The sequence below is a fragment of the Flintibacter porci genome (assembly GCF_041925195.1).
Lineage (GTDB): Bacteria > Bacillota > Clostridia > Oscillospirales > Oscillospiraceae > Lawsonibacter > Lawsonibacter porci.
The window spans coordinates 89,671-114,514 of sequence record NZ_JBHEVB010000006.1 but is presented as its reverse complement, the minus strand read 5'-3'; the positions used below and the strand labels follow the sequence as shown (position 1 = coordinate 114,514).

20 protein-coding genes are annotated in these 24,844 nt (G+C 55.1%); 14 read left to right on the top strand and 6 right to left on the bottom strand.

The genetic code is table 11. The annotated features are described in order from the left end of the window. Positions 1 to 156 precede the first annotated feature (156 nt). Genes ACEVJL_RS08105 through ACEVJL_RS08095 form a run of 3 tightly spaced genes read left to right on the top strand, consistent with a single transcriptional unit; the run spans position 157 to position 2,591 of the window. A complete protein-coding gene (locus ACEVJL_RS08105) occupies positions 157 to 1,008 on the top strand; it encodes a patatin-like phospholipase family protein (RefSeq protein ID WP_235397596.1) in 852 nt (283 codons plus the stop codon). 24 nt (positions 1,009 to 1,032) lie between these two features. Further along, a complete protein-coding gene (locus ACEVJL_RS08100; protein WP_008980163.1) occupies positions 1,033 to 1,455 on the top strand; it encodes a DUF3842 family protein in 423 nt (140 codons plus the stop codon). Continuing rightward, entirely contained in the window at positions 1,455 to 2,591 is a 1,137-nt protein-coding gene (locus tag ACEVJL_RS08095) for an aldo/keto reductase (protein ID WP_008980164.1), read from the top strand. The genes ACEVJL_RS08100 and ACEVJL_RS08095 overlap by 1 nt, the downstream gene beginning before the upstream one ends. A gap of 144 nt (positions 2,592 to 2,735) precedes the next feature. On the opposite strand, the gene ACEVJL_RS08090 is transcribed toward ACEVJL_RS08095, so the two are convergent. The 3 genes from ACEVJL_RS08090 to ACEVJL_RS08080 all read right to left on the bottom strand — a co-directional run bounded on the left by ACEVJL_RS08090 (position 2,736) and on the right by ACEVJL_RS08080 (position 7,185). Further along, entirely contained in the window at positions 2,736 to 3,779 is a 1,044-nt protein-coding gene (locus tag ACEVJL_RS08090; protein WP_374737435.1) for a uridine kinase family protein, read from the bottom strand. A gap of 4 nt (positions 3,780 to 3,783) precedes the next feature. Further along, positions 3,784 to 4,338 (bottom strand): ECF transporter S component, encoded by a 555-nt coding sequence (locus tag ACEVJL_RS08085; protein WP_374737434.1) that lies wholly within the window; start codon positions 4,336 to 4,338, stop codon positions 3,784 to 3,786. 156 nt (positions 4,339 to 4,494) lie between these two features. After that, complete coding sequence (locus tag ACEVJL_RS08080) at positions 4,495 to 7,185, bottom strand: NYN domain-containing protein (protein ID WP_374737433.1); 2,691 nt, start codon at positions 7,183 to 7,185, stop codon at positions 4,495 to 4,497. A 156-nt stretch (positions 7,186 to 7,341) separates the two neighbouring features. Here ACEVJL_RS08080 and guaA point away from each other — a divergent pair, with 156 nt between their 5' ends. From guaA to ACEVJL_RS08055, 5 genes are all read left to right on the top strand, one after another. Further along, positions 7,342 to 8,631: a glutamine-hydrolyzing GMP synthase gene (guaA, locus tag ACEVJL_RS08075; protein ID WP_008980168.1), complete on the top strand. Its 1,290-nt coding sequence runs from the start codon at positions 7,342 to 7,344 to the stop codon at positions 8,629 to 8,631. Between the two features lie 258 nt (positions 8,632 to 8,889). Beyond that, positions 8,890 to 9,582, top strand: coding sequence for an ABC transporter ATP-binding protein (locus tag ACEVJL_RS08070; protein ID WP_374737432.1), 693 nt, complete (start codon positions 8,890 to 8,892; stop codon positions 9,580 to 9,582). Continuing rightward, complete coding sequence (locus tag ACEVJL_RS08065) at positions 9,566 to 12,058, top strand: ABC transporter permease (protein ID WP_374737431.1); 2,493 nt, start codon at positions 9,566 to 9,568, stop codon at positions 12,056 to 12,058. The genes ACEVJL_RS08070 and ACEVJL_RS08065 overlap by 17 nt, the downstream gene beginning before the upstream one ends. A gap of 20 nt (positions 12,059 to 12,078) precedes the next feature. Continuing rightward, the gene (locus ACEVJL_RS08060; RefSeq protein ID WP_374737430.1) at positions 12,079 to 12,756 is read left to right on the top strand and encodes a response regulator transcription factor; all 678 of its coding nucleotides are present in this window, start codon (positions 12,079 to 12,081) and stop codon (positions 12,754 to 12,756) included. Next, positions 12,753 to 13,769 (top strand): sensor histidine kinase, encoded by a 1,017-nt coding sequence (locus tag ACEVJL_RS08055; RefSeq protein ID WP_374737429.1) that lies wholly within the window; start codon positions 12,753 to 12,755, stop codon positions 13,767 to 13,769. The genes ACEVJL_RS08060 and ACEVJL_RS08055 overlap by 4 nt, the downstream gene beginning before the upstream one ends. Before the next feature lie 191 nt (positions 13,770 to 13,960). Here ACEVJL_RS08055 and ACEVJL_RS08050 read toward each other — a convergent pair whose 3' ends face one another. After that, a complete protein-coding gene (locus ACEVJL_RS08050; protein WP_374737428.1) occupies positions 13,961 to 15,277 on the bottom strand; it encodes a hypothetical protein in 1,317 nt (438 codons plus the stop codon). A 141-nt stretch (positions 15,278 to 15,418) separates the two neighbouring features. Between ACEVJL_RS08050 and ACEVJL_RS08045 the strand changes: the two genes are divergently transcribed. The 4 genes from ACEVJL_RS08045 to ACEVJL_RS08030 all read left to right on the top strand — a co-directional run bounded on the left by ACEVJL_RS08045 (position 15,419) and on the right by ACEVJL_RS08030 (position 19,417). Next, complete coding sequence (locus ACEVJL_RS08045) at positions 15,419 to 16,609, top strand: M20 family metallopeptidase (RefSeq protein WP_374737427.1); 1,191 nt, start codon at positions 15,419 to 15,421, stop codon at positions 16,607 to 16,609. 12 nt (positions 16,610 to 16,621) lie between these two features. Then, positions 16,622 to 17,260 carry a nucleoside recognition domain-containing protein gene (locus ACEVJL_RS08040; protein ID WP_374737426.1) on the top strand — a complete coding sequence of 213 codons (639 nt, stop codon included), beginning with the start codon at positions 16,622 to 16,624 and terminating at the stop codon, positions 17,258 to 17,260. Between the two features lie 2 nt (positions 17,261 to 17,262). Next, positions 17,263 to 17,760, top strand: coding sequence for a nucleoside recognition domain-containing protein (locus ACEVJL_RS08035; RefSeq protein WP_374737425.1), 498 nt, complete (start codon positions 17,263 to 17,265; stop codon positions 17,758 to 17,760). A gap of 94 nt (positions 17,761 to 17,854) precedes the next feature. Beyond that, entirely contained in the window at positions 17,855 to 19,417 is a 1,563-nt protein-coding gene (locus tag ACEVJL_RS08030) for an AbgT family transporter (protein ID WP_374737424.1), read from the top strand. 120 nt (positions 19,418 to 19,537) lie between these two features. Here ACEVJL_RS08030 and ACEVJL_RS08025 read toward each other — a convergent pair whose 3' ends face one another. Then, positions 19,538 to 20,728, bottom strand: coding sequence for an MFS transporter (locus ACEVJL_RS08025; RefSeq protein ID WP_008980189.1), 1,191 nt, complete (start codon positions 20,726 to 20,728; stop codon positions 19,538 to 19,540). A 155-nt stretch (positions 20,729 to 20,883) separates the two neighbouring features. On the opposite strand from ACEVJL_RS08025, the gene ACEVJL_RS08020 reads away from it, so the two are divergent. Then, complete coding sequence (locus ACEVJL_RS08020; RefSeq protein WP_008980190.1) at positions 20,884 to 21,321, top strand: MarR family winged helix-turn-helix transcriptional regulator; 438 nt, start codon at positions 20,884 to 20,886, stop codon at positions 21,319 to 21,321. 77 nt (positions 21,322 to 21,398) lie between these two features. Beyond that, a complete protein-coding gene (locus ACEVJL_RS08015) occupies positions 21,399 to 22,721 on the top strand; it encodes an acetyl-CoA hydrolase/transferase family protein (RefSeq protein ID WP_374737422.1) in 1,323 nt (440 codons plus the stop codon). A 45-nt stretch (positions 22,722 to 22,766) separates the two neighbouring features. Here ACEVJL_RS08015 and ACEVJL_RS08010 read toward each other — a convergent pair whose 3' ends face one another. Continuing rightward, the gene (locus ACEVJL_RS08010) at positions 22,767 to 24,806 is read right to left on the bottom strand and encodes a YgiQ family radical SAM protein (protein ID WP_302667372.1); all 2,040 of its coding nucleotides are present in this window, start codon (positions 24,804 to 24,806) and stop codon (positions 22,767 to 22,769) included. Between the last annotated feature and the right edge of the window lie 38 nt (positions 24,807 to 24,844).

Sequence of the window (24,844 nt, the reverse complement as noted above, 5' to 3'; positions counted from 1 at the left end):
TCCTGTAATTTTGTTGTCTCTCATCATACCGCCCGCCCAAAAGGTTGTCAATGTGCCATTTGCAATGGGAAGGGGAAGAGGGTATAATATATGGTACGGAATTGACTTATGCAAGCCAATCCAACGCGTTTTGTTCCGGAAAGGAGTTTTAAGACCATGAAAACTGGTTTGGTATTGGAAGGGGGCGCGCTGCGCACCATTTATTCCACCGGCGTGATGGATGCCATGCTCTCCAAGGATCTGATGGTGGACTATGTGATCGGTGTGTCGGCGGGCATTGCCTACGGGGTGAGCTATGTCTCCAAACAACCTCAGCGCAACTTGGAGATCCTTACCCGGTTTGTAAACGACCGGCGGTATATGGGGCTGAAAAATCTGGTGGATAAGCATAACCGCAGCTATTTTGGCCTGGAGTTCTCTTATGAGACCATCCCCAACGAACTGGTCCCCTTTGACTATGATACCTTTGCCGCCTTTCCCGGACATGTAGAGGCGGTGGTGACCAATCTGGACACCGGCAAGGCGGAGTATATGGAGGTGCCACGGCGGGATGAAAAGTTCCTGCTGCTTCAGGCTACCTGTGCCCTGCCTCTGATGTTCCCCATCTATCACCTGGACGGCAAACCCTATCTGGACGGCGGAGCGGCAGATGCCATCCCCTTCCATCGGGCCTTTGAGCAGGGGTGTGACCGGGCTGTGGTGATCCTGACCAAGCCCCGGGATTTTGTGCGCAAGGCGGAGAAACTCCAGCGTCTCATTGAGCGGCGCTACCGTGAGTACCCCAACTTCTGCCAGACGATGCGGGAGCGGGCAGAGAAGTACAACGCGGATAAAGAGGAGCTGTTTGAGCTGGAGCGCCAGGGCAAGGTGCTGATCTTTGCTCCCGACTCCCTCCACGGAGTGGGGCGGATCGAGCACAATGTGGAAAAGCTGCGCCTGCTGTGGGGAGAGGGCTATCAGCACGGTGTGGAGCGGATGGAGGAGTTGGAATCCTTCCTGGGCCGCTGAGAGAGAAATACACAAGGAGAGAGTATGAAGAAAATCGTGATCATTGACGGTCAGGGAGGCCGTCTTGGAAAGCTGCTGGTGGAGGAGACCCGCGCCCGGATGCCGCAGGCCCATATTTTGGTCATTGGGACCAACGGGGTGGCCACCTCCACCATGCAGAAGGCGGGAGCGGACCAAGCGGCCACCGGAGAGAACCCGGTGGTGCGGGGAGTACAGGATGCGGATGCAGTGCTGGGCCCCATGGGTATTGTCGTATCTGACGCCATTTTAGGGGAGGTTACCCCTGTTATGGCCCAGGCGGTGGGCAGCTGCCGGGCCAGAAAGTTTCTGGTGCCCATGAACAGCTGCGGCGTATGGGTGGCCGGTACCCAGGAGATGGGACTGGCGGGCTATGTGAAGCTGGTGGTAGAGGAAGCCGCCCGCTACCTGGAAGAGGAGGATGCTTGATGGACTACCGCATGGAGAAACCGGGGATGGAGCTGCGGCCCTCCCTGTTGGGCTATGGCTGTATGCGCTTTCCCGTGAACAAGGACCACACCGTGGACGAGGAGAAGGCCCAGCAGCTCATCGACCGTGCCATGGAGGCAGGAGTGACCTACTATGACACCGCCTGGTTTTACCACGACGGAGAGAGCGAGCCTATGATGGGGCGCCTGCTCTCCCGCTATCCCCGGGAGAGCTACTGCCTGGCCACCAAGATGCCCTGCGCCATTATCGACAGCCTGGAGCAGGCCAAGGATATCTTTGCCAAGCAGTTTGAGCGGCTCCAGACCGACTACTTTGACTTCTACCTTCTGCACAGCCTCAGCGGCCGCAGCTGGAAGAAGATGCTGGAACTTGGGGTCGTGGACTTTTTAGAGCAGTGCCATCGGGAGGGCAAGTTCCGCTGGTTCGGTTTTTCGTTCCACGATGAGTACGAGGCCTTTGAGGAAATCCTCCGGGCCAGAGACTGGGATTTCTGTCAGATCCAGCTCAACTACATGGACCAGAACATCCAGGCGGGCCTGCGGGGCCACGACCTGGCCTTGGAGCTGGGGGTCCCTCTGGTCATCATGGAGCCGGTGAAGGGCGGACTGCTGGCTCAGCCCCCGGAGGAGGTGCTGGAACCTCTGCGCGCGCTGGATCCCGATGCCACGCCCTCTTCCTGGGCTATGCGCTGGGTAGGCAGTTTGCCTGGGGTGAAGGTAGTGCTCAGCGGCATGGGCAGCATGGAACAGCTGGAGGACAATCTGAATACCTTCAGCCAGTTCCGTCCTCTGTCCGATGAGGAGCGGGCGGCGGTGGATGAGACAGCCCGCCGGCTGGCCCAGCGGGTGAAAAACGGCTGCACCGGCTGCCGGTACTGTATGCCCTGCCCGGCTGGGGTGGACATCCCCAAGAGCTTCCGTATCTGGAACCGTATGGCCATGTATCAGAACTACCCTGTCACCCGCCGGGATTGGAAGGGAATGGAGGCCGAGGCCCGGCCTGACCAGTGCTACCGCTGCGGCCGGTGTGAGCGGCTGTGTCCTCAGCACCTGCCTATCCGCGCGCAGCTGGCCCAGGCGCATGCTGAGATCACCGCCTTTACGGAGAAGCGTTGAGTCCATAGGGAAGCACGATGGACAAGCAAAAAACTTTACATCGAAACTGGCCTAATTTTTGATACAATCAAAGAAATCTGACATATATACGAGAAAAAGACGCTTGTGTCAAGTTTAAAACTTGACACAAGCGTCTTTCCTTTTTCAGCCTTGCAGAATCACATCGCAGCACTCACGAATGGGAAAAGCACGGAAGTAGGCGTCCTCCAGGGGGATCCATAGCTTTTCAAACCGTTCCAGACCCTCAGGCCCATTCCGGGCCAGCAGACGTGCGCGGCGGGTAGACCAGGGGACATCCAGAAAGCACTTCACGTGGTAGTAGGGCTGCAGTTCCGGACGCAGGGAGTACACGCCCTCCACCACAGCCAGTGGGGCAGGAGGGACTGCGATTTCCTCACCCAGGGCATTGGAGTGGCAATGGTAGGGGCGGTAGTGTACGGTTTCACCCCGGGAGAGGGGGGAGAGTACGTCGGTAAAAAAGCGTTCCGCGTCTACATTGCCGCCCGGCTCAGCCAGCCGCTGGGCAGTCTTGCGCTCCGGGGGCAGGTAGAAGTCGTCCATATCAAACAGAGGGCAGCGGTAGAGGCGGGAGAGAAAACCACCCAGAGTGGTTTTACCCGTGGCGCATGGACCGTCCAGAGCCACCAGAGTCTGGGAATGGGTGCGGCGGTGGCGGTCGATGGCGGACAGCAGAGGCAGCAGCCGGGCCAGATCCTGATCTACGACCCGGTAAGCGGGGGAGTAGGCCATGCGGTAGCGGTCGCTGTGGTGGACCGCCGGCATGCCGGCCTTGCGGTAGTCCTCCAGAACCTGATCCACTTCAGCCTGGGGGAAGGGCAGGGTGTAGAGCAGCTTCAGGCTGTCTTCCAGCCCCTTCCGGTCCGGTGTGACCGTCTGAGCTGTATGAAGAAAGAGGGCGGCCAGAGTAGAGGGTTCCAGCCCCTGCCCTTTGCAGGCCGCCAGAGACAGCCGGCACAGACCACCGCCCAGAGGTTCTGTAAGGGGCGCATCGGCGTCACCCTCCACATCGGCCCACTCCGCCTCCAGACGGTCCAGAACAGCCTGGGAGTCCAGCCCAAGATGGCCGGGGCCCATACAGCTCTGATAGAGAAATTTGATGGCGTCCTGAAGCTCCAGTTCCGGATGGCTCCGGACATGTTGTTCCAGCAGAGGGGCCAGTGGGTTCATATGATCACTCCTGAGGGATAAGATTGGCTTTCTCCAGAGCACGGACAATGGCGGGCAGAGCCACGAGCTGCAGGATGATGCCAGGGATGGCGTTAGTAAAGGCGCCTGCCACAAAAGCAGCGAAGGTGAAGGCGCTGCCAGTGGAGGTGAGCAGGATTACCTCGACAATACCCCACACGATCCGGCCACCGATCATAGCTGCTGCCAGAGAAGCGTAGGTGCCAGCCCAGGAATGGGGCAGGCGGCGGTAAAGCAGGCCGGAAATGAAACCATAGGCGGCCAGCTCAAAGGCCATGGCCAGAGCAGTGGGGAACATGGGAGGGAAGCCTCCGGTGAGAACCGAGCGCATCAGGGGAGCAATAAAGCCAACCAGAGCGCCCCAGGGGCCGCCGCAGAGAAAGCCGCACAGCAGCACCGGCAGGTGCATGGGCAGCAGCATAGAGCCGATCTGGGGGATGTTCCCCGTGAAGAAGGGGAGCACATAGGCCAGAGCCAGCATAAGAGCGGACAGGACCAGGCGCTTGATGCGCAGGCGGGAAGAGGATTCGGTTGCGTACATGAACAAAACTCCTTTACAAAAAATACCGCAAAGGCGGCTTCACCCTTCGGGGCGGAACATACCTTCGCGGTACTGATTGCAGGAAGTGCGGGGGCAAAAAAGGTGCCGGCTTCTGCCAGGCGATTATTGGTATCATACCATGAAGCGTCCGCTGCGTCAAGAGCGGCGCTTCTGAGCCCGTTCCATGGCGTGCTGGATAGGCCGGGAAGGGGTGCTGGTGTTGTTCTGCTGCCGCAGCAGAGCGGAGATCTCTCCTGTGGCCTGCTCTACCTCAGCGTGGAAGGTGGTGGCGGATAGACGCAGCGCTCCGTGGCCCAGAATGATAAGCTGCTCGGCATAGTCCGAGGTGGCTACCCGTACCCGGTACTTTTTCCGGCTGAGCTCATAGGTTGCCTTTTCAATGTAGGCGTCGGCGGTTTCCGCCTCCTTGGTGTATACCACGTGGATGTTGTGGTAGTGGACCACCTCGCCTACCCCTCGAGGCACCCGGTAGGCATCAAAGACCAGGATAACCTGGCACTTACGAAACCCCTGGTAGTTTTCCAAAATGTCCATCAGCCGCTGCCGGGCGGCGTCCAGATTGTCCTGGGCGATGGCTTTCAGCTCGTCCCAGGCGAAGATGATGTTGTAGCCGTCCACCAACAGGTATTCCGGCCCTAACTGCTCCGGAGTTTTGATGGCCTGGTATTCCGGCAGCTCGTCCCGCTTGCGGGGCTTGGGCTGGGGACGCAGATCACGGGCCTTGATGGGGCCGTAGGTGCGCTCAAAGATGGCCTGGAGTTCCTTGTCAGCTTCCAGGGAGCCGGAATACACCGAGCCCTTCCTGGGAGCGGCGGGGCGAAACTCCGGTTCTTCTGGCTCTGGAATATCAAACGTAAGGCCGCTGTCCACGTGCATGTACTGGCGGACCTCATTCCACTTGACCACAAAGCCTGCCCCATGGTCGCAGAATACCGAGTCGGCGGGGTTATCCACATCCCGGTCGCTGTCGTAGCCAATGGCGTCTACCACCGCCTGCTGGTCGGGACAGGGGCGATAGCCGTCCAGGGTGCAGAACAGCCGCCCTTGCCCCCTGGTGTAGGCGGCCACCTCCAGGGCGTAGTCCCTGGCCTGGGAGACGGGAGCGGAGCCGGTGAGGACGGACTGGTCCCCCATGGTCTCGGACAGCTCCAGGCTGCCTCCCATTCGCTGTACATCGGACATAGCTCGTCCCACCTGCTCCTGAGGCAGCTCCAGCCGCAGCTGGTACCAGGGCTCCAGAAGCACACTCTGGGCCATTTTCAGTCCCTGACGCACGGCCCGGTAGGTGGCCTGGCGGAAGTCGCCTCCCTCGGTGTGCTTGGCGTGGGCCCGCCCGGTGAGCAGGGTGATGCGCAGATCAGTGATGGGGGATCCGGTGAGTACGCCCCGGTGCTCCTTTTCCATCAGGTGGGTCAAAATGAGCCGCTGCCAGTTCCGGTCCAGCACGTCCTCGCTGCAGGCAGTGTCAAATTGCAGACCACTGCCCCGAGGGGCGGGCTCCAATAAAAGGTGTACTTCGGCGTAGTGGCGCAGGGGCTCAAAGTGGCCTACTCCCTCCACCGGCTCCAGAATGGTCTCCTTGTAAATGATGCTGCCCTGGCCGAAGGTGACATCCAGACCAAAGCGGTCAGAAATCAGTTGCTTCAGTACCTCCAGCTGGACCTGGCCCATGAGCTGCAAGTGAATTTCCCGGCTGTGCTCGTCCCAGGCTATGTGGAGCTGAGGGTCCTCCTCCTCCAGTTGGCTGAGCTGTTTTAACGCGGTGTGGACGTTTGCTCCCTCGGGGAGCTGGACTTGGTAGGTGAGCACCGGCTCCAGCATAGGCAGGGGGGAGGCACCCTCAAAGCCAAGTCCCTGGCCGGGGAAGGTGCGGCTCAGACCGGTGACAGCGCACACGGTTCCCGCTTCTGCCCGGTCCACAGTTTGAAACTGAGCACCGGAGTAGATACGCAGCTGGTCGGCCTTCTCCTGCCAAACCTGGTCGGAGGGCAGACTCCCGTCAGGGCGTTGGTTGGTGAGCAGATCCTTTACTTTTAAACACCCGCCGGTGACCTTCAGATAAGTCAGGCGGCCTCCCTGAGGATCCCGGGCAATTTTGAACACCCGGGCGCCGAACTCCTGGGGATAGAGCGGGGGCGCGGCATAGCGCTCCAGTCCCTCCAGCAGCTCGTCCACACCCTCTAACTTTAACGCGGAGCCAAAGTAGCAGGGAAATACCTTCCGGTGACGGATGAGAGAGACGATGTCTCGGTCCTCCAGAGTTCCGTTCTCCAGATACTGTTCCAAAATGCCCTCATCACATATGGCTACATTTTCCCCAAAGACGTCCTGGTCCTGGGCGGGATCAAAGTCCACACAGCCCTCCCCGAAGGAGGCTTTCAGCTTGCCTAGCAGCTCTTGCCGCTGCGTGCCGGGCAGGTCCATTTTATTGATAAAAAGGAAGGTAGGAATATGGTACCGGGCCAGCAGCTGCCACAGGGTGCGGGTGTGACCCTGAACCCCGTCGGTGCCGCTGATGACCAGAATGGCATAGTCCAGCACCTGGAGGGTGCGCTCCATCTCCGTGGAGAAGTCCACGTGCCCCGGTGTGTCCAACAGGGTAATGGTCAAATCCTTGAGAGGCAGCACTGCCTGCTTGGAGAAGATCGTGATGCCGCGTTCCCGCTCCTGGCGGTCGGTATCCAGAAAGGCATCCTGGTGATCCACCCGGCCCAGCTTGCGCAGCCGCCCGCCTCGATAGAGCAGAGCCTCCGACAGAGTGGTCTTACCCGCGTCAACATGGGCCAGCAGACCCACGGAAAGTTGTTTTGCTTCCATGTGCAACATCCTTGCTTGTTCAAGTATCAAAATTGTACCATGTTCTCCGTCGGGAATCAATCCGTGGAAAATTCGGGATTGTGGGAGAAGGGCGTGGTGTGATAAAATAAACCCAGATATCGCCTGCCCCGCTGCGGCAGAGAAAAAGATGCAGGAGGAAGACCAATGAAGCAGGATATGATCCTTGTTCTGGACCTGGGCAGCCAGGAAAATCCCCGCCTGGCCCGGGAAATCCGTTCCCTGGGCGTGTACAGTGAGATCCACCCCCACGACATTACGTTGGAGCAGGTGCATGCGCTGCCCAATGTGAAGGGCATCATTGTTAACGGCGGCCCCAACCGTGTGGTAGACGGTGTGGAGATCGATGTATCCACCGAGATCTATAACTGCGAGCTGCCCGTGCTGCTGGTGGACCACAAGGGCGAGGTGGGCTGGCCCGAGGATGAGGCGGACCGGAAAGAGGCTCTGGCCAACTTCGTCTTTGGCCTGTGTCAGGCTGAGCCCAACTGGAACATGGAAAACTTCATTGCAGACCAGGTGGAGCTCATCCGCCGCCAGGTGGGAGACAAGAAAGTGCTGCTGGCGCTCAGCGGCGGCGTGGACTCCTCTGTGGTGGCCGCTCTGCTCATCAAGGCCATTGGCAAGCAGCTCACCTGTGTCCACGTCAACCACGGCCTGCTCCGTAAGGGCGAGCCGGAGCAGGTAGTCAAGGTGTTCCGGGATGAGATGGATGCCAATCTGGTCTATGTAGATGCAGTGGACCGCTTCCTGGACAAGCTGGCCGGGGTCAGTGACCCGGAGCAGAAGCGTAAGATCATTGGCGGAGAGTTTATCCGCGTCTTTGAGGAGGAGGCCCGGAAGCTGGAGGGCATTTCCTTCCTGGGTCAGGGTACCATTTACCCCGACATCATCGAGTCCGGCACCAAGACGGTCAAGGCGGTAAAGAGCCATCACAACGTGGGCGGCCTGCCTGAGGACCTGAACTTTGAACTGGTGGAGCCTCTGAAGATGCTTTTCAAGGACGAGGTGCGCGCCTGCGGCAAGGCCCTGGGCCTGCCCGACAGCATGGTCTACCGTCAGCCCTTCCCCGGCCCTGGTCTGGGTGTGCGCTGTCTGGGCGCCATTACCCGGGACCGTCTGGAGGCGGTGCGGGAGTCTGACGCTATTCTCCGGGAGGAGTTTGCCAAGAATGGCCTGGAGGGCAAGGTTTGGCAGTATTTTACCGCCATCCCCGACATCAAGAGCGTGGGCGTGCGGGATGGCGTGCGGGCCGACGAGTGGCCGGTCATCATTCGGGCGGTCAATACGGTGGACGCCATGACCGCCACCGTGGAGGATGTACCCTTTGCGCTCCTGCAGCATATTACCCAGCGCATCACCCATGAGGTAAAGGGCGTCAACCGGGTGCTTTATGATCTCACGCCGAAGCCCACGGGGACCATCGAGTGGGAGTAACTTAGAAGGCCCGAAAAAGCCTGTAATGATAGAAGTTTCCAAGGCTTGATGCCCTCTGTGGCAACAATTTTTCCTTGGCTTTTAAGAAGAGCTAACTGGTTTTAATTGGATCAGTTAGCTCTTTTTATGACTGTTTTGAGCAACACAAAGAGTTTGGAGATTAAGTTTGCGACCTGAGCTGATGATAATAAATGCCTGTCACAAAACCGTAAGAAGTTTATGGTATTCTATCGGTAACAACTCGTAGGAGGGATACCTATGGCGATTTTAATTACCAAAGATTTGTGCAAGACATACGGCAGCGGAGACAATGCCGTCCACGCGCTGAACCACGTATCCCTGACGGTGGAAGAGGGTGAGTTTGTTTCCATTGTAGGAACCTCCGGCAGCGGGAAGTCCACCTTTTTAAATTTAGTGGGTGGGCTGGACAAGCCAACCTCTGGTGAAGTGTGGGTGCGGGGGCACGACCTGGGAAAACTCAATGACGAGCAGCTCACCATCTTCCGTCGGCGAAACATCGGCTTTGTCTTTCAGAATTTCAATCTCATCCCAATGCTCAATGTGTATGAGAATATCACCTTCACCTTGGAGGCAGATGGGCTGCGGCCTGACAAGGAGTTTTTGGACGGGATCATCCATGCTCTTGGACTGGAGGAGAAGCGCTATGCCATGCCAGACCAGCTCTCTGGCGGACAGCAGCAGCGGGTGGCCATTGCCAGAGCTTTGGCCACTAAGCCGGCCATGATCCTGGCCGATGAGCCCACCGGAAACCTGGACAGCAAAACCGGGCTGGAGGTAGCCCTGCTGCTCCAAAATTCCGTGCGGAAGTTTGGACAGACCCTCATCATGATCACCCACAACGAGGAACTGGCCCAGCTGGCCGACCGCATCCTCCACATTGAGGACGGACGCATCCTGGGGAAGGAGGGGGAGCATGTTCCGCATTCATAACCGCCGTCTCTTTTGGCGGCTGGCCGGACGAAGCATTAAGGCTAACCTGGGCCGACACCTGCTCACAGCCCTGGCCGTCTTTCTCTCCACTGTGATGCTCTTCTCCATCTTTACCATCGGCGTCAACTACTTCCGCAATTTGCAGACCATGATGGACCGGCTGGACGGGGTGACCGACGCCATCCTGTACGCCCCGACCCAGGAGCAGTATGAGCAGGTCAAAGCCACCCCCGGGGTGGAGGTGGTGGGCATCCGAATGTCGCCGGGCAGTGAGACGATTCCAGGTGCGCGTGGTTTCGAGATTCCCTTACAGCACTGGTACTACGACGAGGCAGCCTGGGAATACCAGATCCTCCCCATGATCTCCGATGTGGTGGGAACCTACCCTCAGGACACACTGGAGATCATGATGTCCACGGGCACCCTCAAACGGCTGGGCATTGAAAATCCGGAGGTGGGCATGACCATCCACCTGACCCAGGATTACCAGCTAAGCGGCTGGTTTACCGACTACAAATCGGAGGACCGGGTGCTCCGCTCGGAGTCTGGAATGCGGGAGATCTATTCGGAATTCTGGGGCTGGGACAGCTGTCAGCTGGGAGTGTGCTGGTCTGAGGAAGGAACCTGGGAGGCCTTGCAGCAGATTCCACTTACAGACGCGCAATACTGGGTTTCCACGTCCCAGCGCTCCGTCGTTTCCCTAGAGCAGGTCCTTGGCCTGCTGGGATTTACGGCGCTGCTCATTCTGGTGGGCAGCTACCTGTTTGTCAGCAACATTCTGTCCCTCTCCGTCCAGCATGACATCCGATTTTACGGGATGCTGAAGACCCTGGGAACCAGTCCCCGGCAACTGCGTACCCTGGTGCGGGCAAAGGCCATACTGGCAGCCCTGGCCGGTCTGGTACCAGGCCTGTTGGCGGCGATGCTGCTCTGCCTGGAGGTGGTGCCCCGGGCTCTGGAGACATTGACCAACGACAATATGTCCGCCATGCCCCGGACGGTGGTCTTTTACCCTGTCATCTTTTTGGGCACCATTCTGTTTGTGGCGCTGACGGTGGCTCTGAGCAGCTGGAAACCGGCTCGGCTGGCGGGAAAAATCTCCCCCATGCAGGCTCTGTCCTACACCGGGCTGCCAGGGGGACGCCGTGGGAAGACAGAGCGGAGGACCGGGCTGCGCTCCATGGCCCTGCACAACGTGTTCCGGCAGAAAAAGCAGGCTCTCCGAGTTTTTGCCCCCCTCACCCTGGGGGCGGTACTTATTCTGGCGGTGAACAGCGTGTTCCACCTGGATATGCCTGAGTATGATACAAATGGCTATGACATCACTATTTTTACCTTCCGGGAAACTAACCTGGAGGAAGATGGAGATTCCGATTTTGCACCGAACCTCAATCAGGGTGCTATGGAGGCTATCACCCAACTGGACGGCATCGAAGAAATGGAGATCACCCGGATGTCCGCGCTGTATATGCAGAGTGACCCAGCGGTCCTTTGGCCCTATGCCAAGCAGTTTGCCCGGTGGGTGCGCGAAGACGACCCGGCCGCTGTGAAAGAAAAAATGGAGGCATATCAGGCCGGCGCGGGCCAATTTGAGCGCACAGAAGCGGTGACCCTGGAGCTTTCTGCCCTGGAGGAGTATAATCAGACTGCGGAGCAGCCGGTGGATTTGGATGCCTTTGCCGCTGGGGATACACTGCTGATTTACGACAGCAGCAGAGAATATGTCGACCCGCCGGAGGATTTTTCCGGCATGGTGGGTCAGACTCTGTCCATCTGCGGCCGGGACGGACAGGTCCAGTCCTTTACTATTGGCGGGGTGGTGAGCAGGGACGTTCCCCTGGCAGTTTCTCCGTCCGGTAACAATGATGTGCCGGGGATACTGGTCAGCCAGGCCGGTATGGATCGGATCAATCCGGATGCAGATATCCGGAATATCTGCATCAACGCCGAGGAGGGCCAGTTGATGACTTTGGACCAGGCTATTCAGGAGATTCTGGCTGTGGCCCCCAGTCATGTGGAGTATGTCAGCGCCGCCCAGGCCCAGGCAGACTATGCCCAGAATCAGCGGACCGTAGCCTTGGTGGGCGACGGCGTGTGCATCCTAATGGTGCTGATGGGTCTTATGAACTATGTAAATGTGATGGCCGCCTCGGTGCAGACCCGCCGACGGGAGCTGGCCATGATGGAGAGCCTGGGCATGACTCGCCGGCAGCTGCGGACCATGGTCATGTGGGAGGGAGGCATCTACGCGGTTTTGTCCTCCGTCCTGTTCCTGGCGGGCTGTGGTATTCTGTGGGCCGCCTTTTCCGATACCCATATTGATGCAGGGGTGCTGGCTTTCTCCTTTGTGTGGCCGCCCAGGCTGGTAGTGGGGCTGGTACTGGCCCTGTTGGTGCTGTGTCCCTGCATTTCCGCCCTGGCCTACCGGATCTCTTCCCGGGAACCGGTGATTCAGCGCCTGCGGGAGACCGGCTGACCTGTTTTTAGGAGGTACCTATGGCCCAGCTTTTGTTGGTAGAAGATGATGTTCTGTTGGGGCAGGCGGTGAAGTCCGCATTGGAACAGGACGGCCACGCCGTGGCGCTGGCCCACAACGCCGCCCAGGCCCAGAAGCTTTGGCAGGCCGTCCGCTTTGACTTGTGTCTGCTGGACATCCGTCTGCCCGACGGAAGCGGCCTGGACCTGTGTGCCGGGTTCCGGCAGGCACGGGACACCCCCGTCATCTTTCTCACCGCCAACGACGCCGATGAGGACGTGGTCCGGGGATTCCAAATGGGCGGTGACGACTATGTAACAAAACCCTTTGCCCCGGAGGTGCTGCGCCAGCGGGTGCTGGCTGTGCTGCGCAGAACTGGCAGCGGCGCTCAAATAATCCGCTATCAGGAACTGGAGATTGACCTGGAGCGGCAGACCGTACGCAGACAGGGGGAAACCATCCACCTCACCGCCACCGAGTGGAAGCTGCTGGAAAGGCTGGCCCGCAGCCGTGGCCGGGTGCTCACCCGGACGATGCTGTTGGAGCAGATTTGGGACGTGGAAGTAAGCTTTATAGATGAGAATACCCTCAGTGTCCATATCCGCCGCCTGCGGCAGAAGCTGGAGCCCGATCCAAAGAATCCGCGCTATGTGGTCACGGTATTTGGACTGGGCTACACCTTTGGGGAGGCAACATGAAACGATATGAGCGGCGAGCAGCCCTTTTGTGGACGATTCTGGCTGTGGCCGGGCTGGGACTGTTGATTGCGTCGCTGTGCTTGGAACAGCGCCAAATGCCATGGGTAGTGGGGCTTTTTTTGGCAGTATGCCTGGCCGTGCAGATTCTTCTCTACCGGACTGCAAGAGACAGCATGAGGGAACTGGTGGTTCAACTATCCGACCTGATCGATCAGCTGACCCAGCTTCGGCAGAATCCTGTTTTTCCGACCCTGGAGGATACCGTCCTCTCACGGCTTCAACAGCAGGTGGAGCGGCTGGCCTCTATCTGGGCGGGACTGAACCGGCAGGCAAAGCGAGAGCGGGATGAGATCCAAAGCTTGGTGTCCGACCTCAGTCATCAGCTGAAAACACCGGTGGCCACTCTGCAGATTTACGTGTCCCTTCTGTCCCAGCCTGAGCTGTCTTTGGCGCAGCGGCAGGAGTATGGAAGCAGGATGCAGCGCGCCCTGGAGCGGCTGGACTTTTTACTGGACAGCATGGTTAAGCTTTCCCGTCTGGAGTCCGGGAGCATCCGCCTTCAGCCACGGATTACTGAAGTAGAGGAACTGGTTCTCAATGCTGCACTGCAGGTGCGCCGGGCGGCAGAGAGTAAAGAAATCAATCTCTCTATCCAGCCGCCGTCCAAACCAATTGCGGTGTGCTGTGACCCAAAGTGGACGGAAGAGGCCATCTTCAACGTCCTGGACAACGCGGTCAAGTATACCCCACAAGGGGGACAGGTGGCCCTTACCGTGGAAAGCTACGAGACCTACTGCCGCATCAATATTTCCGACACTGGATGTGGAATCCTGCCTGGAGAAATCCCGAAGATCTTTCAGCGCTTCTACCGCGGCCAGAGTGTGCAGACGGTGGACGGAGTGGGCCTGGGACTTCCGTTGGCGCGGAAGGTCGTTCAGGAACAGGGGGGATGGATCAAAGTGTCGTCTGACCATAAGGGAAGTACGTTTTCCATTTTCCTGCGGCGCAGCTGACTAAGTTCTGTCTGCAGAATTTTAAGCTGTGACCGATCAGTGTTACCTATTCTTTCCAGGATAAATTAGAAAAGAGCTAACTGACAAAATAAGGTCAGTTAGCTCTTTTCTAATTTTCTTGTCTGACAGAGTGCGCAGTTCGATCCATAGATAACGGATCATATAACAATGTACTTTGATAAAATTTGATTTTAGAAATTTAATCGAATCAATCGGCTGGGACGTCCTGGAGAGCTGGAGGAGCTTTTGCCTACCACTTGGATATAGCCGTGATCCTCTAAAGCCAGGAGCAGACGGTTCATACTTCTGGGGCTGATATGCATCAATTGAGCAAATTTCTGCGGCGTGACGATATCCAGGTGGTATTGTGCCAACACCAACTTCATTTTTTGCAGTGTTGACGTATTGATTCCTGTTTGCTGGGATATGGAAAGCAAGGGCCGATCCGCATGAATAACAGGTTCTTCTTTGTTGGAGGGAGAGATGGGGCCTGCAATGCTGTTTTCATCGTAGACGATATAACAGCAGTCAATTCCGTTTTGACGGGCCTTTTGACATCCTAACTCTGCGTGGAACTTCGCTGATTGCGGAGTTTCCCCCAGACCAATTCCCATAAATACATTTTTTATTATATTTTTGTTGTGAATAGAGAAGAGCAATTCTAGGCGCGTAAAAGAGTCGGTTTCAGCCTTTAAATCTGCGGTGGTGGTAAACAAATAGCATCGGCCATCGGGATATTCCAGCACGGCAGCTTTCATTTTGGATGCAAAGATATAGATCAATTCCAGAATCTGATTTTTATTTTTGAAGCGCTGAATCAGGTTTTGATTACACACGGAATATTCTTCCAAAAAATCTGTATCGATAAGCAAAATAGCAAGGGAATTTTCTTCTTTAATGCGCAGCTGATAATTGAGCTGAATTTTGTTGATTTGTTGGATGATCGCATCAGCAGAAGGTTCAATTTTAACGCAGGGGATTCCTTTTTCCGACAGAGTTTGGGCCACAAAGGAGAGACCTGTAACGCAAAGCCCAACTTTCTTTTTGTAGTAATTTAGTTCATGAAACTGGCATACTTGCGTCAAATAATTCTCTTCTGTGACAAGAGAAGGATACTTTAAAATCGGAATATCATTTTTTTGATAGCCGATTTCACGATATGTCTCATAGACGATGCTCTCTTCGTAGCAGTCCAGGCTGATTTTGCATATATTGATGCCATTTTGCCGATTTGCTTTTAAGAGAGTGCTCAGAAAAGAAATTTTATTTCTGGGAAGATATTCCCAAATGACAGAACGAGTAAGGTTTTGACTGGCATACAGGTAAGGGGTCATTCCGGTAAAAAGAATGGCGTCAAAATTGCGCTCGCTTTTCTCCAAAAACGGGAGTACCTCGTGGTAATCGGTGTAGGGCACATAGACTGCCTCAAGGTAACAGTGCATCTCGGATAGAATTTCTTGGACATAATTCAGGCTTTTTTGTGGTCCGAGGATGGCAAGTCTGATCATATGTAATCTCCCTTTGTTTCCAAAAGCGATATTCTGAATGTTTAAAATATTATACCACAAAGTTTTTGGGTCATCACCATGCTAGACTTTTTTTAAGCAAAGTCCGGCCGGACGAGGAAATTAAAAAAGGTGGGAAATATCGTGGGAATTGATCGAGAGCAGTGTATCAAGCAGGTCAATCAATACATTGATGCGCACAGAGAAGACATGATGCAATTCTGGAAAGAGTTGGTGTCTATCGAGAGCGGAAACGAGTCTCAGAAAGAAGGCGTAGATGAGATTTGTTCCAAGATCGCGGAAGAACTCAGAGGCTGCGGCGCTGAAACTCAAACGATCCAGATGGAGAAAAAGGGAAATTTCCTTCTGGCTGACTGGGGAAAAGGCCGGGAGAAGAAGCCGGTTTTGTTCATTGGGCATATGGATACCGTGTTCAAGGAGGGGGCTGCCAAGCAGAATCCGTTTCGGGTAGATGAGGATGGAAATGCTCATGGGCCTGGTGTTTTGGATATGAAAGCGGGCCTGACCATCGCGGTGTTTATTGTTAAGGCGCTGAACGATGCTGGCTATAATGAGCGGCCGGTCAAAATTGCCTTTGCCGGAGATGAAGAAAACGGACACAGAGAGTCTGGCGCCGCGGCAGTCATGCTGGAGGCATGTGAGGGCGTGGCCGCTGCCTTCAACTTTGAGACAGGCTACCTGGACGATGGCTTGGTAGTGGGAAGAAAGGGCTCTTTCCGCATGACAGTGGAGGTTCAGGGCGTGGTCTCCCACTCCGGCAATGCACCGGAAAAGGGACGCAATGCCATCCTGGAGATGTCTCATAAAATCATTGAGCTTCAGAATTTAAACGACTATGAGCATGGCACATCCCTGAATGTGGGCCTTATTACCGGCGGAACCGTTGTGAATGCTGTGCCGGATCACTGCGAAATTAAAATTGACATCCGCTTTACACAGAAAGAGCGTTTGGATCAGCTGCTGGAGAAGATCGATGAGATCCTGGCTAAGACTTATGTGGACGGAACTAAAACCATTGTCCATAAGACTGTTCCCAGCGCAGTAATGGAGGATTCTGAGCCGGTGATGGCGCTGTTCCACCATATTGAGAAGACTGCAGAACTTACAGGGTATGGAAAAGTAAAGCCCATTAAAGTGGGCGGCTGGTCCGATTCCAGCTTGGTGGCATCCAAGGGCATCCCTGTGGTATGCGGCCTGGGAGCAAGAGGAAAAGGAAACCATTCTCCGGAAGAATTTGCTGTGGTAGAGTCGGTGTTTGAACGCGCCAAACTGATCGCTGCTTCGGTCATTCTTTTGGATAAAGACTTGGTATAAAGAGGTAGTGTCATGGAAGAGAGAAAGAATAAAGTAACCATCAAGGGATGGATCTCACTGATTATTCTGGTCATGATCCTCTCTGGTGCCTTTAAAGATGTGGCTGGTCCCTTGGCGGCCTTTGACATCAACAATCTGATGGGCAAATTTGGAACCATTGTGGACGGTATTGATTTTACGGGCAAAAACGGTTCTGGTGTTCGTGATGGCTTTATCGCAGGTCTGGTACTGGTTCCCAGTGTTATGTTCAGTACTGCCTTGGTGGGCGCGGCTCAGAGCTTGGGTGCTATGAATGCAGCCGGTATTATTTTAAAGCCGATTCTCAAGCCGCTGGTTGGTATTCCTGGAGAGGCAGGACTGGCCTTTGTTAGTTCTTTTACCGGATCTGACGTAGCCGCAGTGCTCACAAGAGATTTGTACGACCAAGGCTATATTACAGATGATGAGCGAACGATTTTTGTTGCATACCAATATGTAGCATCTGCTCCAGTCAACAATACAATCAATGGCGGTGCACCGCTGCTGGCAATTTCTCTTCTGGCCTTTGGACCAATTTTCCTGATTGAATTTGTGTCTAAAATTCTGGGGGCAAATATTGTGCGGTTTGTCCTGTATCTTAGCAGCAAAAAGAAAAAGCGGGAGGAAGTTTAATTATGGCTGAAGTGAAAGAAAAAGCGGTGGAACAGAAGAAGTCCATCATCGAGACTTTCCTGGCTTGCTGTAAGAAAGGCTTTTACACCGGAGTAGAGCAGATTATACCGGCTATGATCCTGGGATACGCTCTGGTTCAGGTTTTGAAGCTGACCGGTATTATGGATATCCTGGCTACTATTTGTCAACCGGTTATGGCAATTTTCGGACTTCCCGGCGATGCAATTGTGGTCCTGATTTCGGCGTTCTTTGCAAAAGCTTCTGGCTGTGCTACGGCTGCTCTGTTGGTAAGCAACGACGTCATTACATTGGCCCAGGCAACCATTCTTTTTCCCGCCTGTATTCTGATGGGAACACTCATTGGTCACTATGTGCGGATTGTTATTGTTACTGGAGCAAATAAAAAGTGGCATCCGCTGCTTTTGATGAGCCCCCTCATTGATGCGGCTTTCGCTATGTTTGTTACAAGAATTATCCTAATGGCACTTGGACTGGCTTGAATGAAACCGGGGTGCTCTCTCAGGCCAGCGTAGCTTTGCGCTGGCCTGAGTACCTTAGGCAGTCAGGTGAAAAATGGAAGATTGGGGGGATACTATGCTGGGAAAGAAAAGAAACTGGTTCTTTTCATTTATAAATGGAATAGAAAAAGTGGGGAATCATATCCCGCAGCCATTTTTCTTGTTCATGGTCTTGTGTGGGATCGTCCTGGCGCTGTCCTTTATTTTTGGGACAATGGGGATGTCTGTCACGTATCTGGCGGCAGAAGAAAACGGAAATGGCTTAGTTGAAAAGACTGTCTTTGTAGAAAACCTGCTGCAAAGAGGCTACCTGCAAAATTTAATATGTAATTTTGTGGAGATATATGTAACCTTTTCGCCCTTAGGGCTTGTTATGGTTATGATGATCGCGGTGGGATTTTTACAGGAGACCGGATTTTTTGATGCGTTAATGAAGAAAACGCTGATGAACGCACCGGCTTATCTGGTAACGTTTATTTTGGGAATTGTCGGGGTGTGCGCGAATATCGCATCAAATGCAGGCATTGTTTTTGCGGCCACCATTGGCGCAGCACTGTTTGCCGCTCTGGGCAGAAACCCAATTCTTGGTGCGGTTGCTGGATACTGCGCCGGACATGGAGGATTCAGCGCCAATCTTATCATCAGTGGGACAGACACGCTGCTGGGTGGAATTACAGAGTCTGCAGCCAAGAGCATGAATATTCCCTTTATTAATCAGCCTATGATCAATTACTTTTTCATGGTTGCAGCCACACTTGTGATTGCATTCTGTGTAACTGTAGTGACCGAATTGATTTTGCCTAAGTATGTAAAAACAGGGTGGTCGTATAAAACGGACAGTCAGGACATTCGGACAGAAATGTTGTCTGCCTCCGAGGAGAAGGGGTTGAAGCGGAGCGGCATCGCTTTTTTACTCTGTGTAGCAGGGATTCTGTGGTGTGTGATTCCGTCAGATGGATTCCTGAGAAATGATAATGGAACGCTGCTGCCCAATTCTCCATTCACAGACGGTTTGGTGTTCGTGCTTTTTATCGTTTTTGTTGTAGTGGCAGTTGTATACGGAAAGAGTGCCGGGGTGCTGAAGAAAAATTCCGACATTCCGAAGTTTATGGAAAAAGGTCTAAAAGGCTCGCTGTCTTTTTTGATTGTTTCACTGCCCGCCGCATATTTTATCCAGTTTTTTAATGACAGTAAGCTAGCTACCATTCTGGCTGTGACAGGCGGAAAGTTGCTGCAGAAAATGAACCTTTCTGGAATTCCCCTGGCAATTGCATTTGTGTTGCTGGTCAGCCTGTTGAATATGTTTATGACCAGCGGGTCAGCGAAGTGGCTGATCTTAGCCCCCATTTTTGTCCCTATGTTTTCAGTCGTTAATTTTTCCCCTGCGTTTACCCAGCTCCTATATCGGATTGGTGACTCGGTGACAAATCCTATTTCCCCGGTAAACTTTTTTCTTCCGGTCATTATTGGACTTATGGAGCAATATCGAGGAAAGAATGAGCCGGAAGTCAGGCTCGGCACACTGTTTTCTATGACAGTGCCGTATAGTATATCGTTTCTGATAGCTTTGATAGTACTTTTGGTTGGATGGATGATTCTTGGACTGCCTATTGGACCTGGAACGTCTATTCTGCTGTAAAGACAGTTTTGCCAAAATACATTGGGTGACTTATTTCAGCGGCATGCTAACAGATGCAAATTCCCTCCCTAAAACAAAAGAGCTGACAGGATTTAACCTGTCAGCTCTTTTGTTTCATTTTCAGAGAGAAGTATTGGAATTCTGGCAGCTTGCTTTCAATTTGGAATAGTATCCGTCTGAATACGTGATATAGATAATGCCCCCTGCCACATAAGCGATGGCCGTCAGAGCAAATCCAGTGGTCAGACCCACAGATTCCTGCATAAAGCCCATTAGGAGAGAGCCAATTCCAATTCCGATGTCGTAAGAAAGCATATAAGTGGAATTGGCGGCACCGCGTTTTGGACCGGGGGTGGTTCCAGTGACAAAGGATTGGAAAAGAGGCTGCAGGATCCCATAACCAAGGCCAAAAAAGAATCCGGATGCCAGCAGATGAATTCCGGTTGTGAGGAAAAGGAAACTGACCATAGTAAGGATCAGTACCACCAGGCTGGTATAGACTAAGAGACGATGCTTGCCGGCGTCAATCGCCTTTTGGGTGGAAAGCTTGGAAAGTAGCATACCTGCCACCAGGCAGACATAAAAATAGGGCAGATGCCCCATAACATCCTTTTCCTGAGCCAGAATGGAGCAGTAGGCAATGACCGCGCCGTAGGGGATCATCAGAAACATCATGTTAAACATAAAAGGGAGCGCAGGACCGTAGATAGACTCTTTCAGAGAAAATGGTTTCCGCTGAGTCTTGGGGTATTTTATCCTGCAACAGGAGACACAGATCAGAGCAGCCACAGTAATGCCAAAGATGGTTAGAAAGGACGCTTTGCTGTTCATATTATTTTGGACCTGAAGTCCTACAAAAGGGCCAACTGCCATGCCGATGGATACCGTGAAAGCAAATCGGCTGATGCCCTCTGTGATTTTGGAGACGGGGAGGACGTCGCCGGCCAGAGTCATGGTAGCAGATCCGCATACCGAGTACACAACTCCCATATAGAGGCGAACCACAATCAGGAGAGCAAATACTGGAAACGCAATAAATGCGGGAAAAGACAGACAAAACAGAGCCAGAAACAGCAGATATACGTGATAGCGGTTGAAATTATCCAGCAGGTAGCCCGCCACCGGCCGGAACAGAACCGTAGATACCGACATAGCAGTGAGCACAATACCTACCTTTGAACCGGTAATACCAATTTCCTGACAATATACCGGGATGATAGGAATGGATGCGTAAAAAGCGGCTAAAACCAAAAGATTGGTGATAAAGAGGAGAATAAATCTCCGATTCCATATTTTTTCCGTTGTTCTCATTCAGGCAAGACTCCTTTGTTTCATTAAACTAAATGGTGGCACATGCCACTATATTTAAAATAACATGACGCAGGGGGCGGCGTCAATATCTGGTTGCACGTGCCACCAAAAAAGGGTATAATGAAAACACGCTTTATACAAAGGAGGGTGTGGGCATGGACTATGTGGCAGAGGGGCCGTTTAAGTCGATTTCCATTCTGTATCGAAAGTCCCATATCTGGCTGAATAACAACTGTGCATCGTATGATCTTTCTGCGGCGCAGGCCGTAGTAATCCTGATTATCTGCGATTATCGGTCCCTGACCCAGGATGATATCACCAAGCGGCTGTCTCTGGATAAAAGTGTCATTGCCAAGACGGTGAACAAGCTGGAGGAGCGGGGCTACCTGGTTCGCACCACCAATGCCAAAGACAAACGGACCTATGATATTTCTCCGACGGAAAAGGCGTGGGAGATCTATCCATTTATCAAGGAGCAGGTCGAGGCATGTTTTCAGCGTATGACCCACACCATGACGGATCAGGAGCGGGAAGAATTCAGACGTCTGCTGCAGCTGGCGGCAGAGGCGTCCATCGCTCTGGATGAGGAGTAATGGAGCGTGTGTTTTGCTTGCCCTTTCTCAAAACTGCCGGTATAATGGTATTAGTTTGAGAAAGAAGGAGGAAAACCATGTTTTCTGACTATAAAAGTAAGTTTGTCTCTCCCCAGGAGGCGGCCCGGCTGGCAGTGCACAGCGGCGACTGGGTGGACTACGGCTTTGGCGGCGGTTTTCCGGAGCTGATGGACCGGGCTCTGGCGGAGCGGCGGGACGAGCTGACCGACGTAAAGATCCGGGGCGGTCTGGTGATCCGTCCTCGTATTGAAGTGGTGGAGCGGGATCCGGAGCAGAAGGCCTTCCACTACTACAGCTGGCACATCGGCGACTATGAGCGCAAGCTGCAGAGCCGTGGGTTGTGTACCTTTATGCCTATGCTTCTGCGCTATCTGCCCCAGTTTTACCGCCATCACATCCGGGTAGATGTGGCCTTTGTACCGGTGTCCAAGCCCGATGAAAAGGGCTATTGCGGACTGGGTATCTCCAACTACGCCTGGCGCACCATCTTTGAGGTTGCCCGCACGGTGGTTTTTGAGATCAACGAGCATCTGCCCACCCTCCAGGGGGTGGACGGCTCTCACAGGGTCCACCTGTCTGAGGCCGACTACATCGTGGAAGGGGAGCACGAGCCTCTGCCCACCCGCTCCTACAAGGAGCCCACCGAGGTGGACATCCAGATTGCCAAGCGGGTAGTCGAGGAGATCCCCAACGGAGCGGTACTGTCTCTGGGGGTGGGCGGCGTGCCCTTTACCGTGGCCCAGATGCTGGCCCAGTCCGATTTGAAGGACCTGGGCTGTCATACCGGCACCATCAGCGACGCCTTCCTTACCCTGTACCGGGCGGGCAAGTTGACCAATGCCTGCAAGGAGGTGGACCGGGGTTACGCTACCTGGAACCTGGCCATGGGTTCCCAGGAGCTCTACGACTGGCTGAAGGAGGAGCCCCAGCTCTTCCGTCCCGCCGATGTGGACTATGTACACGATCCTCACCGTATGGGAGACATGTCCAATTTCATCAGCATCAACGGCGGAGTGCAATTGGATCTGATGGGTCAGGAAAACGCGGAATCGGCGGGTACCCGTCAGCTCTCCGGCACCGGCGGCCAGCTGGACTTCTTGGAGGGAGCGTTCCGATCTCCCGGCGGAAAGGGATTTATCTGCATGAACTCCGCCCGTAAGACCAAGGACGGGACCCTGAAGTCCAATATCGTTCCCTTCATTCCGGCGGGCAGTACTGTGTCCGCTCCCCGGGGGATGATCCAGTATGTGGCTACGGAGTACGGCGTGGTCAAGCTGTCTGGCCTGTCCCTGCCTGAGCGGGCCCAGGCTATGATTTCGGTGGCCCATCCCCAGTTCCGCGCGGAGCTGGAGGCCTACGCAAAAGAAAATTTCCGATAAAGGATAAGAAAAAGGACGGAAGCCTATGGCTTCCGTCCTTACATTTTATCGCTTTTTGCGACCCTTGGTGCCCTTTGTCACCGGGGGCTTGGGCTTGGCCCAGCCCGCCTTGCGCTTGGGAGTGCTGGGAGCGTTCTTCTTTTCTGCGGTGTGTCGTCCGTCAAAGCGCTCCTTTCTGGGATCGCCGGGGGCTTTCCTTCTGCCTTGGGAAGCACTTCCGCCCTTTCCCTTGGCGGCAGGACGGCTGTCCTTGCTGCCCTGTGCCCCGTAGGACTGTCCCTTGCCGGGGCAGATGAGGCAGTGCTTGCCGTAGCCGATCAGGTCATCCCGGCCCGCCTTGTGGAGGGCCTCCAACACCAGAGCACGGTTCTGAGGCTTGCGCCACTGCATGAGAGCCCGCTGGAGGGCCTTGTCATGGGGTGTCTTGGGGACAAACACCGGCTTCATGGTCCGTGGATCCAGGCCGGTGTACCACATGCAGGTGGCCAGGGTGCCGGGAGTGGGATAAAAGTCCTGGACCTGCTCGGGCATATGGCCCTGCTTGTTGAGCCACTCGGCCAGCTGGACCGCATCTTCCAGGGTGCAGCCGGGATGGGAGGAGATGAGGTAGGGGACCAGATACTGGTCCTTCCCGTAGCGGCGGTTCAGCTTAAAGTACTTCTCCCGGAATTTTTCGTAGACCTCGATATGGGGTTTGCCCATGTAGTCCAGAGTGTGGGCCACACAATGTTCCGGAGCTACTTTCAGCTGGCCGGAGATGTGATGCTGAATGAGGTCGGTGAAAAACTCTCCGCTGGGGTCCTTCATCAGATAGTCAAAGCGGATGCCCGACCGGATAAATACTTTCTTTACCTTGGGAATCTCCCGCAGCTTGCGCAGCAGCATCATGTAGTCGGTGTGGTCGGCGTCCAGGTTAGGGCAGGCCTCGGGAGCCAGACAGGCCCGATTTTTGCACATGCCGTGCTTGAGCTGTTTCTGACAGGAAGGACGGCGGAAGGTGGCAGAGGGACCGCCCACGTCGTGGATATAGCCCTTGAAGCCGGGGTGCTCGGTCAGGGCCTTTACCTCCCGGATGACGCTCTGGTGGCTGCGGCAGGAGATGACTCGCCCCTGGTGGAAGGCCAGAGAGCAGAAGTTGCAAGCGCCAAAGCAGCCACGATTGTGGGTCACCGAGAAGCGAACCTCTTCAATCGCGGGCACGCCGCCCATCTCATTGTACATGGGATGGGGCTCTCGGACATAGGGCAGCTCGGCTACTTCGTCCATCTCCGGCGTGGTAAGAGGCCGGGCGGGCGGGTTGACCAGCAGGAACTGGCGGCCGTGCTTTTGCAGGATGGCCTTGCCTACGAAGGGATCGTGCTCGTTGTACTCTACCATATTGGCCCGGGCATAGGCCTCCTTGCTGGAGGATACCTCCTCAAAAGAGGGGACTTCCACCCAGGGGTAGGCGCACACACCGGGATGGGCGGCGGCCACGCAGGTGCCCCGCACATCGGTGATTTCCTCCACAGGAGTGCCGCTGGCCAGCCGGGAGATGATCTCCTTGGAGGCCAGCTCGCCCATGCCATAGGTGAGGATGTTTGCCTGCGCGTCAAAGAGAATGGAGCGGCGCACCTTGTCCTCCCAGTAGTCGTAGTGGGCAAAGCGGCGCAGGGAGGCCTCCAGGCCGCCGATGATGATGGGAATGTCGCCAAAGGCTTCCCGCACCCGGTTGGAGTAGACCACCGTGGCGTGGTCGGGACGCAGTCCGGCTTTCCGACCGGGAGAGTAGGCGTCGTCGTGACGGCGTTTCCGGGCGGCGGTATAGTGGGCCACCATGGAGTCCAGATTGCCCGCCGAGATCATCACCGCCAGCCGGGGACGCCCAAGAGCCTGGAAGGGGGCGGCGCTGTGCCAGTCGGGCTGGGCGAGAATGGCCACCCGGTAGCCCTCTGCCTCCAGCACCCGGCCAATAATCGTGGGGCCGAAGGAGGGGTGGTCCACGTAGGCGTCGCCGGTGATGAGCAGCACATCGTAGCTGTCCCAGCCCCGGCGGTCCATATCCTCCCGGCTTACAGGTAAAAATAGGTCGCGGTCAAATCCCATAGGGAAACCTCTCTTCCTTAGTATAAAATGCGGGACAC

Excerpts from the sequence above, each read along its gene's own strand:
- ACEVJL_RS08055 (WP_374737429.1), top strand. The coding sequence starts at position 12,753 with ATGAAACGATATGAGCGGCGAGCAGCCCTTTTGTGGACGATTCTGGCT.
- ACEVJL_RS08015 (WP_374737422.1), top strand. The coding sequence starts at position 21,399 with ATGTTTTCTGACTATAAAAGTAAGTTTGTCTCTCCCCAGGAGGCGGCC.
- ACEVJL_RS08085 (WP_374737434.1), bottom strand. The coding sequence starts at position 4,338 with ATGTACGCAACCGAATCCTCTTCCCGCCTGCGCATCAAGCGCCTGGTC.
- ACEVJL_RS08010 (WP_302667372.1), bottom strand. The coding sequence starts at position 24,806 with ATGGGATTTGACCGCGACCTATTTTTACCTGTAAGCCGGGAGGATATG.
- ACEVJL_RS08065 (WP_374737431.1), top strand. The coding sequence starts at position 9,566 with ATGTTCCGCATTCATAACCGCCGTCTCTTTTGGCGGCTGGCCGGACGA.
- ACEVJL_RS08020 (WP_008980190.1), top strand. The coding sequence starts at position 20,884 with ATGGACTATGTGGCAGAGGGGCCGTTTAAGTCGATTTCCATTCTGTAT.
- ACEVJL_RS08070 (WP_374737432.1), top strand. The coding sequence starts at position 8,890 with ATGGCGATTTTAATTACCAAAGATTTGTGCAAGACATACGGCAGCGGA.
- ACEVJL_RS08080 (WP_374737433.1), bottom strand. The coding sequence starts at position 7,185 with ATGTTGCACATGGAAGCAAAACAACTTTCCGTGGGTCTGCTGGCCCAT.
- ACEVJL_RS08095 (WP_008980164.1), top strand. The coding sequence starts at position 1,455 with ATGGACTACCGCATGGAGAAACCGGGGATGGAGCTGCGGCCCTCCCTG.
- ACEVJL_RS08105 (WP_235397596.1), top strand. The coding sequence starts at position 157 with ATGAAAACTGGTTTGGTATTGGAAGGGGGCGCGCTGCGCACCATTTAT.
- ACEVJL_RS08030 (WP_374737424.1), top strand. The coding sequence starts at position 17,855 with ATGCTGGGAAAGAAAAGAAACTGGTTCTTTTCATTTATAAATGGAATA.
- ACEVJL_RS08090 (WP_374737435.1), bottom strand. The coding sequence starts at position 3,779 with ATGAACCCACTGGCCCCTCTGCTGGAACAACATGTCCGGAGCCATCCG.
- guaA (WP_008980168.1), top strand. The coding sequence starts at position 7,342 with ATGAAGCAGGATATGATCCTTGTTCTGGACCTGGGCAGCCAGGAAAAT.
- ACEVJL_RS08040 (WP_374737426.1), top strand. The coding sequence starts at position 16,622 with ATGGAAGAGAGAAAGAATAAAGTAACCATCAAGGGATGGATCTCACTG.
- ACEVJL_RS08060 (WP_374737430.1), top strand. The coding sequence starts at position 12,079 with ATGGCCCAGCTTTTGTTGGTAGAAGATGATGTTCTGTTGGGGCAGGCG.
- ACEVJL_RS08100 (WP_008980163.1), top strand. The coding sequence starts at position 1,033 with ATGAAGAAAATCGTGATCATTGACGGTCAGGGAGGCCGTCTTGGAAAG.
- ACEVJL_RS08025 (WP_008980189.1), bottom strand. The coding sequence starts at position 20,728 with ATGAGAACAACGGAAAAAATATGGAATCGGAGATTTATTCTCCTCTTT.
- ACEVJL_RS08035 (WP_374737425.1), top strand. The coding sequence starts at position 17,263 with ATGGCTGAAGTGAAAGAAAAAGCGGTGGAACAGAAGAAGTCCATCATC.
- ACEVJL_RS08050 (WP_374737428.1), bottom strand. The coding sequence starts at position 15,277 with ATGATCAGACTTGCCATCCTCGGACCACAAAAAAGCCTGAATTATGTC.